The sequence below is a fragment of the Streptomyces parvus genome, assembly GCF_014648875.1.
Taxonomy (GTDB): domain Bacteria; phylum Actinomycetota; class Actinomycetes; order Streptomycetales; family Streptomycetaceae; genus Streptomyces; species Streptomyces parvus.
In genome coordinates, this window is the sequence record NZ_BMRY01000001.1 from 491739 (window position 1) to 509554 (window position 17816).

Consider the following 17816-nt stretch of genomic DNA (forward strand, 5'->3'; position numbering starts at 1 on the left):
CAATCGGCTCCTCAGCGCAGCTTGGGGTCGAGGGCGTCGCGCACCGCGTCGCCGAGCATGATGAACGCGAGCACGGTGACCGCCAGCGCGCCGGCGGGCCAGAGCAGCATGTGCGGGGCGTTGCGGATGTAGTTGGCGGCGGCGGAGATGTCGATGCCCCAGGAGACGGCCGGGTCCTTCAGGCCGACGCCGAGGAAGGACAGGGTCGCCTCCAGCGAGATGTACGTGCCGAGCGCGATGGTCGCCACGACGATGACGGGCGCGATGGCGTTCGGGGTGATGTGGCGCAGCATCATGCGGGAGTTGGAGGCGCCCAGGGCGCGGGCCGCCTGGACGTAGTCGTTCTGTTTGGCGGTGATGACCGAGCCGCGGGCGATACGGGCGATCTGGGGCCAGCCGAGCAGGACGATAAACCCGACGACGGGCCAGACGGTGGAGCTGGTGACGACGGAGAGGAAGACCAGGCCGCCGAGGACCACGGGGATGCCGAAGAAGACGTCGGTGAGGCGGGAGAGGATCGCGTCCCACCAGCCGCCGAAGAAGCCCGCGAGTCCGCCGAGGACGCTGCCGAGGATCGCGACGCCGAGGGTGGCGCAGACGCCGACGGTCACCGAGGTGCGGGTGCCGTAGACGACGCGGGTGTAGACGTCGCGGCCCTGCGGGTCGAAGCCGAAGGGGTGGCCGGGCTCGGAGCCCTTCTGGGCGTCGTCCAGGTTGGCCTGGAGGGGGTCGCCGCTCGCGATGAGCGAGGGCCAGATCGAGATGATCACCAGGAAGAGGATGACCAGCGAGGAGATGATGAAGACCGGGTTGCGGCGCAGGTCGCGCCAGGCGTCCGACCAGAGGCTGCGCGGCTTTCCGGCGGGCCCGGTGCCGTCGGGGCCGCCCGGGTTCTTCTCCAGGCTGGTGCCCTCCTCCATGGCGAGGTCCGTCGGGGCCCCGGCGCCCCCCTGGGAGATCGCTTCGTCCGGCGTCTGCGGCTCAGGCATAGCGGATCCTCGGGTCGAGTACGGCGTACAGGAGGTCGACGATCAGGTTGGCGGCCAGGAAGACGAGGACGAGGATCGTGACGAAGCCGACGACGGTCTGGGAGTTCTGCCGCAGGATGCCCTGGTAGAGCTGGTAGCCGACGCCGTGGATGTTGAAGATCCGCTCGGTGACGATGGCCCCGCCCATCAGCGCGCCCACGTCGGTCCCGATGAAGGTGACGACGGGGATGAGGGAGTTGCGCAGCAGGTGCCGTACGACGACCCGGCGGCGGGGCAGGCCCTTGGCGACGGCGGTGCGTACGTAGTCGGCGCGGGCGTTCTCGGCGATCGAGGTCCGGGTGAGCCGGGTGACGTAGGCGAGCGAGACCGAGGCGAGGACGAGGCCGGGGACGAGGAGTTCGTCGAAGGTGGGATCGGCGGAGACGGAGGGCTTGATGATGCCCCACTTGACACCCAGGAGGAGCTGGAGCAGCAGGCCGGTGACGAAGGTGGGGATGGCGATGACGATCAGCGTCAGGATGAGGACGGTGGTGTCGACGGGGCGGCCGCGCCGCAGACCGGTGACGACGCCGAGGCTGATGCCGATGACGACCTCGAAGACGACCGCGACGATGGTGAGCCGGATCGTGATGGGGAAGGCGGTGGCCATCAGCTCGGTGACCTTCTGCCCGTTGAACGCGGTGCCGAAGTCGCCGGTGAACACGTTGCCCATGTAGGTCAGGTATTGCTGCCAGACCGGCTTGTCGAGGCCGAACTCGGCCCGCAGCTGGGCGGCGGTGGCCGGGTCGCACTGGCGGTCGCCGCAGAGGCCCGCGATGGGGTCGCCCATCACGTTCACCATGAGGAAGATCAACAGCGTGGTGCCGAAGAAGACGGGGATCATCTGCAGCAGCCGCCGGATCACATAACGTCCCATGAGGGGCTCCGGGGGTCGGGGAGAGCAGTACCGGGCAGAGGGTGCGCGGGCGGAACGGAGTGTGCGGACGGCCGGGCGCCGGTGTGTCGGGGCGTCCCGGCCGTCCGCGTCGCTCAGCGCGTCACTTGACGGTGATCTCTTCGTAGACCGGGACGCTGAACGGGTTCAGCGCGACGTTGTCCACCCGGTCCGAGTAGCCGGCGCTGCCGTTCTGGTACCAGAGCGGGATGACCGGCATCTCCGTGACGAGGATCTTCTCCGCGTCCTGGAAGGTGGTGATCGCCTTGGCCTTGTCGCTCTCCGCGTTGGCCTTGTCGACCAGGTCGTCGAACTGCTGGTTGCTCCACTTGCCGTCGTTGGAGGGGGCGTTGGTGTAGTAGAGCGGCTGGAGGAAGTTCTGGATCAGCGGGTAGTCCATCTGCCAGCCCGCGCGCCAGGCGCTGGTGAGCTTCTGGGTGGAGACCTGGGCGCGGAAGTCGGCGAAGGTGCCGACGGGGCCGCCGACGCAGGCCTTGTTGTTGCCCATGACGTTGTTGATGCTGTTGCAGACGGCGTCGACCCATTCCTTGTGGGAGCCGGTGTCCGCGTTGTACGAGATCTTCAACTGGCCGCCGGGGATGCCGCCGCCCTCGTCGATCAGCTTCTTGGCCTCGTCCTTGTTGTACGTGCACTCCTTGCCGCAGAGCCCTTCCTTGAAGCCGCCCTCCTCGCCGAGGACCGGGGAGGTCCAGTCGGAGGCGGGGGTGCGGGTCTTCTGGAAGATCTGGTCGGTGATCTGCGGGCGGTTGATCGCCATCGAGAGGCCCTGGCGGACCTTGCGCGCGTCGTCGGTGTCCCACTCCTCCTCGTAGAAGGGGAAGGCCAGGGTCTGGATGATGCCGGCGGGGGTGTTGATGTACCGGTCGCCGAGGTCGGCCTCGACGTTGCGGAGCTGGGAGGCGGGCACGTCGTCGACGAGGTCGAGGTTGCCCGCGGTCAGGTCGGTGTAGGCGGTGTTGTTGTCGGTGAAGACCTTGAGGTCGACGCCGCCGTTCTTCGCCTTGTCGTCGCCCGGGTAGTCGTCCCACCGGCGCAGGTTCATCGAGGAGCCCTTGGCGTACGACTCGATGGTGTAGGGGCCGTTCCCGACGGGCTTGGAGAGCCAGGCGTCGTGGTCGTCGTAGAACGCCTTGGGCAGCGGGACGAAGGCGGAGTAGCCGAGGGTGTCGGGCCACAGGGAGAACTTCTGGGTGAGCTTGGCGGTGAAGGTCAGGTCGTCGACGACCTTCAGTCCTGACATGGTCTCGGCGGAGGCGGACCCGGACTCCGGGTGGACCTCGTCGTAGCCCTCGATGTACTGGAAGAAGTAGGCGTTCTTCTGGTTGTTCTTCAGGGCCGCGCCGTAGTTCCAGGCGTCGACGAAGGAGTTGGCGGTGACCTTCTCGCCGTTGGAGAACGTCCAGCCGTCCTTGAGCTTGATCGTGAAGTTCTGGGAGTCCGTCGAGTCGATGGACTCGGCGATCATGTTCTTGGCCTCACCGGTCTTCGGGTCGTAGCGGATGAGTCCGCGGAAGACCATGTCGAGGACCTTGCCGCCCTGGACCTCGTTGGTGTTGGCCGGCTCCAGCGGGTTCTGCGGGTCTCCCCAGGAGGAGCTGACGATGCCGTCGGCGCCGCCGCCGCTGCCGCCACCGTCGCCGTCACCGCCGCCGCAGGCCGTCGCTGCCAGGGCGACGGCCACCGCACATGCGGCCCACCTGACCTTTGTGGCTCCGCGCATGAAGTGCCTCCTAGAGTCATCGAGTAGCTCAATGCCTCATATCACCGCATAACGCCACGTATCGCATGCGGGATTGCCCCGTACGGGCAGGAGGGCGGCAGGGACGACGAAGGCCCGGCCCCTCGGAAGGGGCCGGGCCTGGGTCGTTTCGACCTGCGGGAGCGGTTACGCCGCGTGCACGACGTCCTTCTCCTCGGCGAAGTGGCACGCCGACTCGTGCGCGGCCGGAGTGGAGGCCGAGACGAAGCGCTCGGGGATCGCCAGCAGGGGCTCCTCCGTCGCGCAGCGGTCCTCCGCCTTCCAGCAGCGGGTGCGGAAGCGGCAGCCCGACGGCGGGTTCGCCGGTGACGGAACGTCACCGGTCAGGATGATCCGCTCGCGTCCCTCGCGGGCCGACGGGTCGGGGACCGGGACCGCCGAGAGCAGCGCCTGGGTGTAGGGGTGCGTCGGGTGGTCGTAGATCTGCGTGTCCGTGCCGATCTCGGCCATCTTGCCGAGGTACATCACGCCGACCCGGTCGGAGATGTGCCGGACGATCGACAGGTCGTGCGCGATGAAGACGTAGGACAGGTTGAACTCGTCCTGGAGCTTCTCCATCAGGTTGATGACCTGCGCCTGCACCGACACGTCGAGCGCGGAGACCGGCTCGTCGCAGATGATGATCTCCGGGTTGAGCGCGAGGCCGCGGGCGATGCCGATGCGCTGGCGCTGGCCGCCGGAGAACTGGTGCGGGTACCGGTTGATGTACTCCGGGTTCAGACCCACGACGTCCAGGAGCTCCTGGACGCGGCGGCGCCGGTCGCCCTTCGGGGCCACCTCGGGGTGGATGTCGAAGGGCTCCCCGATGATGTCGCCGACCGTCATACGCGGGTTCAGCGAGGTGTACGGGTCCTGGAACACCATCTGGATGTTGCGGCGCACCGCCTTCAGCGCCCGGCCGGTCAGCTTGGTGATGTCCTGGCCCTTGTAGAAGACCTCGCCGGCCGTCGCCCGCTCCAGGGTCATCAGGAGCTTGGCGACCGTGGACTTGCCACAGCCGGACTCGCCCACGATGCCCAGGGTCTCACCGGCGTACAGGTCGAAGGAGATGCCGTCGACGGCCTTGACCGCGCCGATCTGCTTCTTGAAGAGGATGCCCTGGGTCAGCGGGAAGTGCTTGACCAGGTTCCGCACCTGGAGGATCGGCTCGCCCTGGCTGACGGGCGCGTCGATGGCGGCTACGGCCTCCGCCTCGGTCGCGGCGTCCACGCTCTCCACGCCGGAGACGTTCGGGGTGGCGTCCACGGGCTCCTGCTCCTTCTTGAGCTCAGCCATGGATCGTCTCCTTCCAGAAGTGGCACGCGCTGCCGCGGCCGACCAGCTCAAGACCGTCCTGCTCGGTCACCGGGGCGAGCGGCGGGACGTCCGTGCGGCAGATGTCCTGTGCCTTGGGGCAGCGCGGGCTGAAGGCACAGCCCGCGGGGATACGCGTCAGGTTGGGCGGCAGCCCCTTGATCGCGTAGAGCTCCTGGCCCTTCTGGTCCAGGCGCGGGATCGAGTCGAGCAGACCCCGGGTGTACGGGTGGGCCGGGCGGCTGTACAGCTCGCCGACCGGGGCCGTCTCCACGATCCGGCCCGCGTACATCACGGCGATCTTGTCCGCGACGTCGGCGACGACGCCGAGGTCGTGGGTGATCAGGATCAGACCCATGTTGTACTCGCGCTGGAGCTCGGCCAGCAGGTCCATGACCTGGGCCTGCACCGTCACGTCGAGCGCGGTGGTCGGCTCGTCGGCGATGATCAGGTCCGGCTCCAGGGCCAGCGCCATGGCGATCATGATGCGCTGGCGCATACCGCCGGAGAACTGGTGCGGGTAGTCCGAGATACGGGCCGCCGCCGCCGGGATCTTGACCTGGTCCATCAGCTCTATGGACTTGGCCTTGGCGTCCTTGCGGGACAGGCCCTGGTGCACCCGGAACATCTCGCCGAGCTGGTAGCCGACGGTGAGGACCGGGTTCAGCGAGGACAGCGCGTCCTGGAAGATCATCGCGATCTTGCTGCCGCGGATCTTCCGGCGCTCCTCGTTGGACATCTTCAGCATGTCCTGACCGCGGAAGAGGATCTCGCCCTGCGTGATCTTCCCGGGCGGCATGTCGAGGATGCCCATGATGGTCTGCGCGGTCACGGACTTGCCGGACCCGGACTCACCGAGCACGGCGAGCGTCTCGCCGGCGCTGACGGTGTAGTTCACACCGTTGACCGCCTTGGCCACACCGTCGCGGGTGTGGAACTCCACGTGCAGGTCACGGACGTCGAGCAGTGGACCGTCGCCACTCACGGACTCCCGCGGTGCGGGGACGTGAGCCGTCTTGTCGATGGTGGTCACGAACGCCTCCCTCAGCGCATCTTGGGGTCGAGGGCGTTGCGGACCGCATCGCCGAACATCAGGAAGGACAGCACCGTGATCGAGACCATCACCGAGGGGATGATCAGGACCGTCGGAACGTTGCGGAGCTGGTCCTTCGCGGCGGAGACATCGATACCCCAGGAGACCGTCGGCTCGGCGAGGCCGATACCGAGGAACGACAGGGTGGCTTCGGCGGCGATGTAGCCGCCGAGCGCGATGGTGGCGACCACGATCACCGGAGCGATGGCGTTCGGCAGGATGTGCCGCGCCATGATCCGGGTGGTGGACGCGCCGAGCGCCTTGGCGGCGACCACGTAGTCGGCCTGCTTGATCGTGATGACCGAGCCTCGGGCGACACGCGCGATGGACGTCCAGCCGAGGAAGGACAGCGAGAGGATGACGACCCAGACGGAGCGCTCCTCGAAGGTGGTCAGGATGACCATGGCGCCGACGATGAAGGGAACGCCGAAGAAGACGTCGGTGATCCGGGAGAGGATCGTGTCGATCCAGCCGCCGAAGTATCCGGCGAGCATCCCGATCACCAGGCCGGTGACGGTGACCGCGATGGTCACGATCACGCCGACCATGATGGACGCGCGGGCTCCGTAGATCAGACGCGCGTAGATGGAACGGCCCTGGACGTCGTAACCGAGCCAGTCGGGGGCGAAGAAGTGTCCCCAGTTCGGCTTCTGGAGGTAGTGCTCGGCCAGGTTGGCGTCGCGCGGCGAGGCGCTGGTGAACAGGCCCGGGAAGATCGCCATGACGGTGAGGAGCAGGATCAGCACCATCGAGACGAGGAAGAGCGGGTTGCGGCGCAGGTCGTGCCAGGCGTCCGACCAGAGGCTGCGCGGCTTGCCGGGCAGGGGGCCGGTGTCCGTCGTCGACGGCGTCTGAGCCGCGGCGGCCGATGCGTCGGTGCTCTTGGTGAGTGCGGTGGTGTCAGGCATACCGGATCCTCGGGTCCAGGACCGCGTAGAGCAGGTCGACGAGCAGGCTGCAGACGAGGTAGACGATGACGAGCAACGTCACGATCCCGACGACCGTGGCACCCTCACGCTTGGACAGGGCCTCGAAGACGAGGGACCCGACGCCCTTGATGTTGAAGATGCCCTCGGTCACGATCGCGCCGCCCATCAGGGCGCCGATGTCGGTGCCGAGGAAGGTGACGACCGGGATGAGCGAGTTGCGCATCAGGTGGATGCCGACGATGCGGCGGCGCGGCAGGCCCTTGGCGACAGCCGTACGGATGTAGTCGGCGCGGATGTTCTCCGCGACCGAGGTACGGGTGAGGCGGGCCACGTAGGCGAGTGACAGCGACGCCAGCACGATGGCCGGCATGATCAGCTCGCTGCTCGCGGGTTCGATACTCACGTTGGGCTTGGCGATGCCGAGCTGGAACGCGAAGAAGTACTGAACGAGGAAGCCCAGCACGAAGGACGGCATGGAGATGAGCACCAGCGTCAGGCCGAGCAGGCCGCGGTCCCGGAGCGATTCGGCCTTCAGGCCGGCGATGATGCCGAGCGAGATACCGGCGACGACCGTGAAGACGAAGGCGAAGATCGCCAGTCTGACGGTGATCGGGTAGGCGTCGGCGATGACTTCGGCGACCGGACGCTGCGTTCCGATCTGGGTGCCGAGGTCCCCCTGGAACAGGTTGCCCAGGTAGTTCAGATACTGCTGCCAGATCGGCTGGTCGAGACCGTACTCGGCCTTCAGTGCCGCGATCTGCGAAGCATCTACGTGCTGTTCACCGGCAAGTGCTCTGACGGGGTCGCCGGGCAGTGCGTACATCATCAGGAAGACCAAGAGGGTCGACCCGATGAAGACCGGGATCATCTGGAGCAGTCGTCGTGCGACATAGCGCCCCATGGGTGCCTCCGTGTGGGGATAACTGCGGCGTGGGGGCCGCCTCTTCGCAGAGGCGACCCCCACGCCTCCGGCCACGCCGATGGACGGCGTGGGCGGATGACGGCCAGTTGGGGAATGACCCGCAGGCGTTACTTGACAGTGACGCCGGTCAGTTCGAGGTCACCGTGGAAGTCGACCTTGACGTTGTCGACGTTCTTGCCGTGGCCGCCGTTGATGGCGTAGTACCAGAGCGGGATGGCGGGCATCTTCTCCACCAGGGCCTTCTCGACCTCCTGGTAGGCGGCGACGGACTCCTCCAGGGAGTCGGCCTTGTCGCCCTTCGCCATCAGCTCGTCGATCTCCTTGTCGTTGAAACGACCGTTGTTCGACTCCGCCTTGGAGTGGTAGAGCTCCTTGAGGAAGTTCACGTTGACGGGGTAGTCGGCCACCCAGCCACCGCGGTAGGCACCCTTGACCTCGTTGTTGTCACGCGCTTCGAGGTCGGTCGGGAAGTCCGGCTTGGCGTCGCCCACGCAGTCGACCCCGGTGGCGTTGCGGATGGACTCGCAGACAGCGGTCACCCACTCCTTGTGCCCACCGTCGGCGTTGTACTGGATGGAGAACTTGTTCTCCGGGACACCGCCGCCGGCCTTGATGAGCTCCTTGGCCTTGGCCGGGTTGTACTTCAGGATGTCCGAGTCGAGGGTCTGGTTGCCCTTGACCTGCGGAGGCGTGAAGCTCGTCGCCGGGATGCGCGTGCCGTTCAGGACGGTCTTCGTGATGGTGTCACGGTCGATCGCCATGGACAGACCCTGGAGGACCTTGGGGTCGATGTCCTTGAACGTCTTGGAGTAGAACGCCGGGACCAGGGTCTGGATCGCCGCGTACGGCTGGTCGATGGCGCCGTCGCCGAGGTCCGTCTTGTACTTCGGCAGGTCACGCGGGCCGACCTGGCGGATCATGTCCAGGTTGCCGGAGACGAGGTCGGTGTACGCGGCCTCGACGGTCGAGTAGTTCTTGAACTGGATGCCCTTGTTGGCAGCCTTGTTCGGGCCCTGGTACTCGGGCCAGGCCTTGACCTGGATGAGCTTCTTGTGGGTCCACTTCTCGAACGTGTACGGGCCGTTGCCGATCGGCTTCTGGCCGAACGCCTTCGGGTCGTCGTAGAAGACCTTCGGGAGCGGCGCGAACGTCGCGTAACCGAGCTTGTAGTTGAAGTACGGGACCTTGTCGCTCAGCTCGATCGTGAACGTGGTGTCGTCCACGGCCTTCAGGCCGGACATCTCCTTGGCCTTGGGCGCACCCTTCTCGGGGTGGACGTCCTCGTAGCCCTTGATGTCGGAGAACCAGAACGCGTTCTGCTGCTTGTTGTCGACGTTGGCGTACCAGTTCCACGCGTCGATGTACGACTGCGCGGTCACGGCCTCACCGTTGTGGAACTTCCAGCCGGCCTTGAGCTTGACGGTCCACAGCTTGGAGTCCTCGGTCTCGACGGACTCGGCGTTCGTGTAGACGATCTCGCCCTTGTCGTCGAAGTCCAGCAGCTGGGTGAACAGCGACTGGATGACGTAGGAGCCGTTGCTCTCGTTCGTGTCGGCCGGCATCAGAGGCTTCTGGGGCTCACCGACGTCGATCGAGACGTATCCGGCGGGCTGCCCCGACGTGTTCTTCTTGCCTTCGTCGCTGCTGTCGCCGCCGCCACAGGCAGTCGCGGCCAGGGCGATGACGGCCGCTCCCGCGACCCACTTGGCGCTCTTGGCACCGCGCATGGGTTTCCTCCTCATGAGTCCACTTTTGACTACAAGAAGGGCACTGGAGAGATTCACCGACACCCCTGACGGTGATCGTTCAGTGCCCCGAGTGTGCTCGTGAGTCGGCACTCCCCACAGTGCGTGACCCATTGACCCGAGCTCAATGCAGCCAACTATTGAGTACGGCCGGGCTGTAAACCACACTTAAAGGGTCTCGGTTTGACAACATCAGACCCTCTCGTGTGCCCGAAATCCGGACAAAGCGATCCCAGACAGACACGCCCGAAACGGACTGTTAACACATGTTCCGGAGAGCGACCCCCGATATCCGGACACCACGGTCAGGAAAAGAGATTGACGAAGGGCCCGGCCCACCACAGTGTCCGTGGTGGGCCGGGCCCTCTGTCAATGCCTGTGCTGACGGTCCGTCCGACGGGGTGAACCGCACCGGACGGACCTTCGCATACGGAGCGTATGCCTCCGGCCGCCCCCGGACCCCCGGAAGGGCTCAGGGGAGGCTCAGAGGGCGGCAACCGGCCCCGGGTCAGCCGTGCTTGGCGCGCGAGGCGGCGCGGCTGCGCTCGCGCTGGTCCAGGACGACCTTGCGGATACGCACGGTCTCCGGGGTCACCTCGATGCACTCGTCCTCGCGGCAGAACTCCAGGGACTGCTCCAGCGACAGCTTGCGGGCCGGGACCACGTTCTCGGTGGTGTCCGCGGAGGCCGCACGCATGTTGGTGAGCTTCTTCTCCTTGGTGATGTTCACGTCCATGTCGTCGGCGCGGGAGTTCTCGCCGATGATCATGCCCTCGTACACCTCGGTGCCGGCCTCGGTGAAGATGACACCGCGCTCCTGGAGGTTGACCATCGCGAACGGCGTGACCGAGCCCGCGCGGTCGGCGACCAGCGAACCGTTGTGGCGGGTGCGCAGCTCGCCGAACCACGGCTCGTGGCCCTCGAAGATGGAGTGCGCGATGCCGGTGCCGCGGGTCTGGGTCAGGAACTCCGTACGGAAGCCGATGAGGCCGCGGGACGGGACGATCCACTCCATGCGGACCCAGCCGGAGCCGTGGTTCGTCATGGTCTCCATGCGGCCCTTGCGGGTCGCCATGAGCTGGGTGATGGCGCCGAGGTGCTCCTCGGGGGAGTCGATCGTCATGCGCTCGATCGGCTCGTACGTCTTGCCGTCGACCTGCTTGGTGACGACCTCGGGCTTGCCGACGGTCAGCTCGAAGCCCTCGCGGCGCATCTGCTCGACCAGGATGGCGAGCGCCAGCTCACCGCGGCCCTGGACCTCCCAGGCGTCGGGGCGCTCGGTGTCCAGGACGCGGAGCGAGACGTTACCGATGAGCTCGCGGTCCAGGCGGTCCTTCACCTGGCGGGCGGTGACCTTGTGGCCCTTGCCGCCCTTGCCGACGAGCGGCGAGGTGTTGGTGCCGATGGTCATCGAGATGGCGGGCTCGTCGACCGTGATCAGCGGCAGCGCGATCGGGTTCTCGGGGTCGGCCAGGGTCTCGCCGATCATGATGTCCGGGATGCCCGCGATGGCGCAGATGTCACCGGGGCCGGCGACCTCGGCGGGCTTGCGGGTGAGCGCCTCGGTCATCAGCAGCTCGGTGATGCGGACGTTGGACATGGTGCCGTCACGCTTGATCCAGGTGACGGTCTGGCCCTTGCGCAGCTCGCCCTGCTCGACGCGGCAGAGCGCGATACGGCCGAGGAAGTTGTCGGCGTCCAGGTTGGTGACGTGGGCCTGGAGCGGGGCGGCCTCGTCGAACTCGGGGGCCGGCACGTGCGCCAGGATCGTGTTGAAGAACGGCTCCAGGCTGTCGCTGTCCTGCGGGACGGTGCCGTCCTCGGGCTTGGTCAGCGAGGCGACGCCGTCACGGGCGCAGGCGTAGACGATCGGGAACTCGATCTGGTCCTCGTCCGCGTCCAGGTCCAGGAACAGGTCGTACGTCTCGTCGACGACCTCGGCGATCCGGGAGTCGGGGCGGTCCGTCTTGTTGATGCAGAGGATGACCGGCATCCGCGCGGCCAGCGCCTTGCGCAGCACGAAGCGGGTCTGGGGCAGCGGGCCCTCGGAGGCGTCGACGAGCAGCACGACGGCGTCCACCATCGACAGACCACGCTCGACCTCGCCACCGAAGTCGGCGTGGCCGGGGGTGTCGATGATGTTGATCGTGATCGGGTCCCCGCCGTCCTTGGGGTGATACTTCACCGCCGTGTTCTTGGCGAGGATCGTGATGCCCTTCTCACGCTCCAGGTCGTTCGAGTCCATCATGCGGTCGTCGAGCGACTCGGCAGCGTGCGCGGCGAAGGAGCCGGCCTGCTTGAGCATGGCGTCGACCAGCGTGGTCTTGCCGTGGTCGACGTGGGCGACGATGGCTACGTTACGGATGTCGTGGCGCGTGGGCATGGGTGGCTTGCGCTTCTCTCGGATCGTGGGATCAGGCGTCTCAGTCGGTCTTCGAGTCCTCGTACGCCCGCCGGGCGGCACGCCACGGCTCGTCCCATCGTACGGGCCCCGGGCGCGCCGGGCTTCCCGGGCCGATCCGCCGAGGCGGTCTTCCCGTGTGATTCAGGCGATATTCAGCCGGTGTCAAGGAACTGCCGGGCCAGTGGGTGGCCGAAATGCGAGGGTCACTGCGACGGGCCGCAGTGGAGCCGGTGCAGCTACGTGGGGGAGGTGAGGAGAGGTGAAGCGACGAACGGCCCGGGTCAGGGCAGAAACCACACTGCCCGCCGGGCGAACCGGCGGGCAAGGGTTTTGAGGTGCATCTGAGCTTGGCGGCGGGAGGGTGTGGTACTTACCCGCTACTTCTTGCGGTCTGCGGGGGAACCTGCTGCTTGCCGGTTCTTGAACCCGATGTCCTGGTACCGGGGGGCGGCGAAGCCGAACGCCCCGACGTTCGCGAGCTTCTTGTCGACCGCGACGAGCTGCGGGCGCTGGAAGAGCGGAATCGATCCGGCCGCGGCCCAGATCCTGGCGTCCGCCTGCTTCATCAGCTCCCGGGCGGCCTTCTCGTCCAGCTCGGCGGCGGCCTTGTCGAAGAGCTGGTCGATGTGGTCGGTGCCGACCCGGGTGTAGTTCTGCTCCACGAGGAGCGAGCCGTCGGTGGCGGGCTCCGGCTTGGCGTAGATCGGGCGTCCGTCGGTGGCCGGGTAGGCGGTGGCGGGCCAGGAGTAGAGGGCCAGATCGTACGCGCCGGAGGCGATGTGGTCCTTGAAGTAGCTCTCGTCGGGGACCTTGGTGATCTCCGTGCCGATGCCGATCTTCTCCAGCATCACGGCGATCTTGTCGCCGACGCTGCGCAGCGACTGGGAGCCGGGCCCGGAGGGGAGCACGAAGCGCAGGGTCAGCGTCTTGCCGTCCTTGCCGAGCTGCCCCTTGGCCGCGGCGGGTGCCGGGGCGGCGGTGCCGACGGGGGCGTACGCCCCGGCCGCTCCCCCGGGCTGCTTGTCCGTGGCGGCGACGGCACCGTCCTCACCGAGGAGCCCGGCCTGGCGGAGCAGGGCGGTGCCCTGCACGGCGGCGGTCCGGGCGGGGGCCAGGACGTGGACGGCGGAGGCGCTGCCCACGGTGGCGGGAGCGGGGGCGCCGGGCTTGTTGTCGTCGCCGACGATGTAGAGGCCCTCGTCGCGGGAGGCGGCGCTGTCCTCGGAGTCGCGGTCGGCGGAGGCCTGGTCGGCCTTCTTGCGCTCGGCGGCGGCCTCGTTGTCGGCGCTGTCCTTGTCGGCCTTGTCGGTGCTGTCCTTGTCGGTTTCCTCTTCGCTGTCCTTGTCCGCCTCGGCGTCGTCGGTGGTCTTCTTCTCCGCGTCGGCCCCGGCGTCCTTGCCGTCCTTGCCGTCCTTCTTCTCCGCCTCGCTGCCCGCCTTGGTGTCCTTGGGCGGCTCGGCCGCGCCGCCCCGGGTCCAGCCGGCGTCCGCCAGCAGGGCCTGGGCCTCCTTGGTGTTCTGCTCGCCGAGCGCCCCGCTGCCGTCCTTGTAGCCGGGCTGCCCGGCGAGAGCGAGGTGGCTGCCGAGGGGCTTGGCCGGGAGGCCCAGCGGCCCCAGCACGGTCCGGGCCAGCTCCTCGCGGTCCAGGGCGCGGGCCACGGCCCGGCGGACCCGGTCGTCGGCGAGCGGGCCGGACTCGCCGTTCAGCGCGAGCTGGGTGTAGGCGGGCTCCAGGGACTTGCGGACGGCGAAGTCGCGCAGCGCCTTCTGCTCGGCGGCGTACACGACGACGGCCTTGCGGTTCTTCTCCCGGGCGGCCTGCGCGATCTCCGCCGCGTCCTCGTCGGAACCGTGCGCCTGGGCCCACGAGCGCAGGGCCTGGGCGGGCGTGATCTCGGAGCCCGGGCCGTGGTTGAGGGGCTGACCGTTGTTGCCCCGGTCGCGGCGGGCGAGCGTGATGCGGTCGGCGGTGGCCGCGTCGATGTCGGCGACGTCCACCGTGCCGTCGGCGAGCGCCTGCGTACGGTCCTTCGCGGCGACCGCCCGGAAGACGAGGGTGTCCAGCTTGGCCCGGTCGCCCCACCAGCGCGGGTTGCGGGCCAGCGTGACGGTGCCCTTGGACTTGCTCACGCTGCGCAGGACGAAGGGTCCGGCGGTGTTCTTCAGGGTGGTGCGCGCGCCGTCGTTGAAGGCGTCCGGCGACCCGGTGATCTCCTTCGGGTAGAGCGGCGAGAACAGCGCGCGCCAGTCGGCGTACGGCTTGGAGAACGTGACCCGCACCTGGAGGTCGTCGGCGCCCCGTTCGATCTTCTCGATGCGCTCGTAACCGGCGTTGCGGGCGGTCCAGAACGCGGAGTCCTTGCCCCTCAGCGCCCGCCACTGGGCGACGAAGTCGGGGGCCCCGATCTCCCGGCCGTCGCTCCACACCGCCTGCTGGTTGAGCTTGTAGAGCACGACCTGCTTGGGCTCGCGCTCGATGACCTTCGCGGACTCCAGGTAGTCCGGGTTGAGCTTCGGCTGCCCCGTCCGGTCCATCGGGAAGAGGGTCGGGAGCAGGGCTCCGGTGATCCGGGTGGTGGCGCTGTCCGCGTCCGCCTGGAAGGCGTTGAAGGTGGCGGGCAGCGCGTCGACCGCCCAGTTCACCGTGGAACCGTCGGCGACCGCCTCGCGGGCGGCGGGCGCGATGTCCTGGGGGACCCCCCGGGCGGTCTCCTCGTCGCCGGAGCTGCACCCCGCCAGCACGGGGATCGTGAGCACCCCCGCCGTGAGGAGCGCGAGCGATCGGCGCTTTCGAACCGTCCCGCGCGGGACGCCGACGTGGGACATGGCTGATACCTCCGGGGCCGGCCCGGACCACCCCGTACCGGAATGGACCGGATAGTGCGTATGTGGTGGCATTTGCAGTTGATCACACTGATTCCTTCCGCCCACTGAAAACGCCCCCTCGCGCGAGGGGGCGCAGACACGACGGCCGGGAGCCGCAAGCTCACCCGGCCGGAGGAACGTTCCGTCCGCCCCGGCCGACGGGCATCCCCCGCAGGGCCCCGCAGAGCCCCGCACGGCCCGCCCCGGCACCGGAGAGGCAGCCCCGACAGCACCGGAGGGGCAGCCGGCGTGACCCGGGCGACCTTGCCCCTCGCGCGGCCCAGGACCTAGGGTGAATGCGCTTTCACGAGCCCCGTGGACGCATGCCCGGCGCGCAGACCACCGGGCCGGTACCAGCACATCCGCACCCGCGACCGGCGGTCGCGGGGCTGCGGAAGAAGAAGCGGACGGACGGTGGGTCCATTGAGCGCCCCCACGGTGTACGACGTCGCCGAGCGGTCGGGCGTCTCCATTGCCACGGTCTCCCGGGTCTACCGGAACCCCGATTCCGTACGCGCCCAGACCCGCGAGAAGGTCATGGAGGCGGCCCGCGAGCTGGGGTACGTGCCGAGCGGCAGCGCCCGGGGGCTGGCCAGCCGGACGACGGGCGTGCTCGGGCTGTGCTTCCCCGACTACGCGGACCCGGACGCCGAGTCCGCGGCGGCGGCGAGCGACGCGGACGACGACCAGGCCGTCATGCTCTACTCCGACCAGATCATCCGGGGCATGGAGCGGGCGGCCCGGCGGCACGGCTACGCCCTGCTGATCGCGGCCTCGCTGGACGGCGGCCCGGAGAGCCTGGTGGCGAAGGTCGCCGGGCGGGTCGACGGCTTCGCCGTACTGGCCAGGACCGTGCCGACCGCGGACCTGGAGGTGATATCGCGCCGGCTGCCGGTGGTGATGCTCGCCGGGCCCCGCGAGATCGACCACCTGGACCACATCGTGGTGGCCAACACCGAGGGCGAGCGCGAGCTGACCCGCCACCTGATCGAGGACCACGGGCTGCGCCGCCTGGCGTTCGTCGGCGCCGAGGAGGAGTCGCCGGACGCCCAGGCCCGGTTCCGGGGCTTCCAGGAGGCGTGCCGGGACGCGGGCCTTCCGGTGCCCTCCCGGCCGGAGGTGCGCGCCGGGATGATGACGCAGGCCGAGGGCGCGCTGGCGGCGGACGCCCTGCTGGACCGGTCGGAGGGTACGGGGGTGGAGCGGCCGGAGGCGATGCTGTTCGCCAACGACCAGATGGCGGTCGGGGCACTCCAGGCACTGGAGCGGCGCGGGGTGCGGGTGCCCGAGGACATCGCCGTGACCGGGTTCGACGGGATCCCGCTGAGCCGGATCGTGCGCCCGCCCCTGACGACCGTCCGCCAGCCGATCCGGCAGCTGGGCGAGGAGGCGGTCGAGCTCCTGGTCCAACGCCTGGCCGACCCGGGCCGCGCCCCGGTCTCCCTGGAGCTGCCGGTCTCGGTGACCCGGAGGGCGAGCTGCGGCTGCGGCTGACCCGGGTACTTTGGGTGCTTTTGTACGCACATATAAGCCGCGTTTCTCACACAGGGCGCTGATCCGGGGCTGCGCGGGCACAAGCACTGCCCACCCCAGGAGGCTGAGGAGGCTGTGGTGAGCGACAGAACGGGACTGGCCGCTGTACTGACGGCAGCGCGGAATGCCGCGCCGGTGCACTCGCTCGATGTCGTGGCACGCGATCTGCGCGCGCGGTTCGGTGCGCGGTATGTGTCATTCCTCTTCGTGGACCTGGTCGGCAGCCGCCTGCTGCGGGTCAACGACATGTCCGGCACCTCCCGCGAGGGCCGGACCGAGAGGGTTCCGCTGGAGGGCAGCGGCATCTACGACAAGGTGCTGCGTTCCCAGAAGGTGGTGCAGGAGGACCAGAACGGGCGGGGTCAGCGCATCCTCGCCCCGGTGACCAACCGCGGTGACGTCATCGGCGTGCTGGAGCTGTTCCTCGACGCCGTCACCGAAGAGGTGCTGGCACAGATCGAGGACGCGGCGCACGCACTGGCGTACATCATCGTGACCGACCGCCGCTTCACCGATCTCTACCACTGGGGGAACCGCACCACGCCGGTCAGCCTGGCGGCGGAGATCCAGCGTCAGCTGCTCCCGTCCGCCGCCTCCTGCGACGCGGCGGAGTTCGCCCTCGCCGGGGCTCTGGTCCCGGCCGCGGACATCGCCGGGGACACCTACGACTACAGCCTCGACAGCAACGACCTCCACCTGTCCGTCACCGACGCCATGGGCCACGACGTCAACGCCTCGCTGATCGCCACCCTCGTGGTGAACGCCTCGCGTGGCGCCCGCCGCGCCGGGGAGGAGCTCGCCGAACAGGCCCGCCAGATGCACCAGGCCCTCCTCGACCACGGGAACAGCACTTTCGCCACCGGACAGTTGCTCCGCATCGCCCTGGACGGCGGCCGCGCCCAGTTCGTCAACGCGGGCCACCCCGCGCCGCTCCGGCTGCGCGACGGCTCGGTCGGGGTGCTCGCCCCGCGGGTCGACATGCCCTTCGGCTTTCCACCCCAGGGCCCGTACGAGATCCAGGAACTGGACCTGCGCCCCGGAGACCGGCTCCTGCTGTACACCGACGGCGTGCAGGAACGGGAATCGGCCTCGGTCGATCTGCCCGACATACTGCTCCGGACCGCCGCCGAGCACCCGCGTGAGGTCGTCCGCACGCTCGTCACCGCGGTCGCCGACGCCTACGACGGCCGCCCGCCCAAGGACGACGCCACCGTCCTGTGCCTGGACTGGCGCGGCCCCCGGAGCACGTCCCGCGAACCGGAGGCCTGAGCCCGCGCCGGGCGGCACCCGGCACCTGAGCCGCACCCGGCCCGCCCTCCCGGGCCCCGGC

Annotated in this window: 12 protein-coding genes; 2 read left to right on the top strand and 10 right to left on the bottom strand. The window is 68.7% G+C overall.

Annotation, left to right across the window (positions count from 1 at the left end; translation table 11 throughout):
- Positions 1-11: 11 nt before the first annotated feature.
- The 10 genes from IE140_RS02145 to IE140_RS02190 all read right to left on the bottom strand — a co-directional run bounded on the left by IE140_RS02145 (position 12) and on the right by IE140_RS02190 (position 14914).
- Positions 12-989, bottom strand: coding sequence for an ABC transporter permease (locus tag IE140_RS02145; protein ID WP_100563751.1), 978 nt, complete (start codon positions 987-989; stop codon positions 12-14).
- Entirely contained in the window at positions 982-1905 is a 924-nt protein-coding gene (locus tag IE140_RS02150; RefSeq protein ID WP_006127343.1) for an ABC transporter permease, read from the bottom strand. The genes IE140_RS02145 and IE140_RS02150 overlap by 8 nt, the downstream gene beginning before the upstream one ends.
- 121 nt (positions 1906-2026) lie before the next feature.
- A complete protein-coding gene (locus IE140_RS02155; RefSeq protein WP_093442424.1) occupies positions 2027-3664 on the bottom strand; it encodes a peptide ABC transporter substrate-binding protein in 1638 nt (545 codons plus the stop codon).
- Between the two features lie 165 nt (positions 3665-3829).
- Positions 3830-4978: an ABC transporter ATP-binding protein gene (locus IE140_RS02160; RefSeq protein WP_093442427.1), complete on the bottom strand. Its 1149-nt coding sequence runs from the start codon at positions 4976-4978 to the stop codon at positions 3830-3832.
- Positions 4971-6029: an ABC transporter ATP-binding protein gene (locus IE140_RS02165; protein WP_093442429.1), complete on the bottom strand. Its 1059-nt coding sequence runs from the start codon at positions 6027-6029 to the stop codon at positions 4971-4973. Before IE140_RS02165 ends, IE140_RS02160 begins: the two co-directional genes overlap by 8 nt.
- Positions 6030-6040: 11 nt before the next feature.
- Positions 6041-6997, bottom strand: coding sequence for an ABC transporter permease (locus tag IE140_RS02170; RefSeq protein ID WP_093442432.1), 957 nt, complete (start codon positions 6995-6997; stop codon positions 6041-6043).
- Positions 6990-7919 carry an ABC transporter permease gene (locus tag IE140_RS02175; RefSeq protein WP_150196910.1) on the bottom strand — a complete coding sequence of 310 codons (930 nt, stop codon included), beginning with the start codon at positions 7917-7919 and terminating at the stop codon, positions 6990-6992. The genes IE140_RS02170 and IE140_RS02175 overlap by 8 nt, the downstream gene beginning before the upstream one ends.
- A gap of 128 nt (positions 7920-8047) precedes the next feature.
- Positions 8048-9667: a peptide ABC transporter substrate-binding protein gene (locus tag IE140_RS02180; RefSeq protein WP_093442437.1), complete on the bottom strand. Its 1620-nt coding sequence runs from the start codon at positions 9665-9667 to the stop codon at positions 8048-8050.
- Positions 9668-10193: 526 nt separating this feature from the next.
- Positions 10194-12068, bottom strand: coding sequence for a translational GTPase TypA (typA, locus tag IE140_RS02185; protein WP_093813030.1), 1875 nt, complete (start codon positions 12066-12068; stop codon positions 10194-10196).
- Between the two features lie 398 nt (positions 12069-12466).
- Positions 12467-14914: an ABC transporter family substrate-binding protein gene (locus tag IE140_RS02190; RefSeq protein WP_150196909.1), complete on the bottom strand. Its 2448-nt coding sequence runs from the start codon at positions 14912-14914 to the stop codon at positions 12467-12469.
- A gap of 462 nt (positions 14915-15376) precedes the next feature.
- Between IE140_RS02190 and IE140_RS02195 the strand changes: the two genes are divergently transcribed.
- Both IE140_RS02195 and IE140_RS02200 read left to right on the top strand, forming a co-directional pair.
- Positions 15377-16447: a LacI family DNA-binding transcriptional regulator gene (locus tag IE140_RS02195; protein WP_010072037.1), complete on the top strand. Its 1071-nt coding sequence runs from the start codon at positions 15377-15379 to the stop codon at positions 16445-16447.
- 114 nt (positions 16448-16561) lie between these two features.
- A complete protein-coding gene (locus tag IE140_RS02200) occupies positions 16562-17755 on the top strand; it encodes a PP2C family protein-serine/threonine phosphatase (RefSeq protein WP_150196908.1) in 1194 nt (397 codons plus the stop codon).
- Positions 17756-17816 lie beyond the last annotated feature (61 nt).

Excerpts from the sequence above, each read along its gene's own strand:
- IE140_RS02145 (WP_100563751.1), bottom strand. The coding sequence starts at position 989 with ATGCCTGAGCCGCAGACGCCGGACGAAGCGATCTCCCAGGGGGGCGCC.
- IE140_RS02150 (WP_006127343.1), bottom strand. The coding sequence starts at position 1,905 with ATGGGACGTTATGTGATCCGGCGGCTGCTGCAGATGATCCCCGTCTTC.
- IE140_RS02155 (WP_093442424.1), bottom strand. The coding sequence starts at position 3,664 with ATGCGCGGAGCCACAAAGGTCAGGTGGGCCGCATGTGCGGTGGCCGTC.
- IE140_RS02160 (WP_093442427.1), bottom strand. The coding sequence starts at position 4,978 with ATGGCTGAGCTCAAGAAGGAGCAGGAGCCCGTGGACGCCACCCCGAAC.
- IE140_RS02170 (WP_093442432.1), bottom strand. The coding sequence starts at position 6,997 with ATGCCTGACACCACCGCACTCACCAAGAGCACCGACGCATCGGCCGCC.
- IE140_RS02175 (WP_150196910.1), bottom strand. The coding sequence starts at position 7,919 with ATGGGGCGCTATGTCGCACGACGACTGCTCCAGATGATCCCGGTCTTC.
- IE140_RS02180 (WP_093442437.1), bottom strand. The coding sequence starts at position 9,667 with ATGCGCGGTGCCAAGAGCGCCAAGTGGGTCGCGGGAGCGGCCGTCATC.
- typA (WP_093813030.1), bottom strand. The coding sequence starts at position 12,068 with ATGCCCACGCGCCACGACATCCGTAACGTAGCCATCGTCGCCCACGTC.
- IE140_RS02190 (WP_150196909.1), bottom strand. The coding sequence starts at position 14,914 with ATGTCCCACGTCGGCGTCCCGCGCGGGACGGTTCGAAAGCGCCGATCG.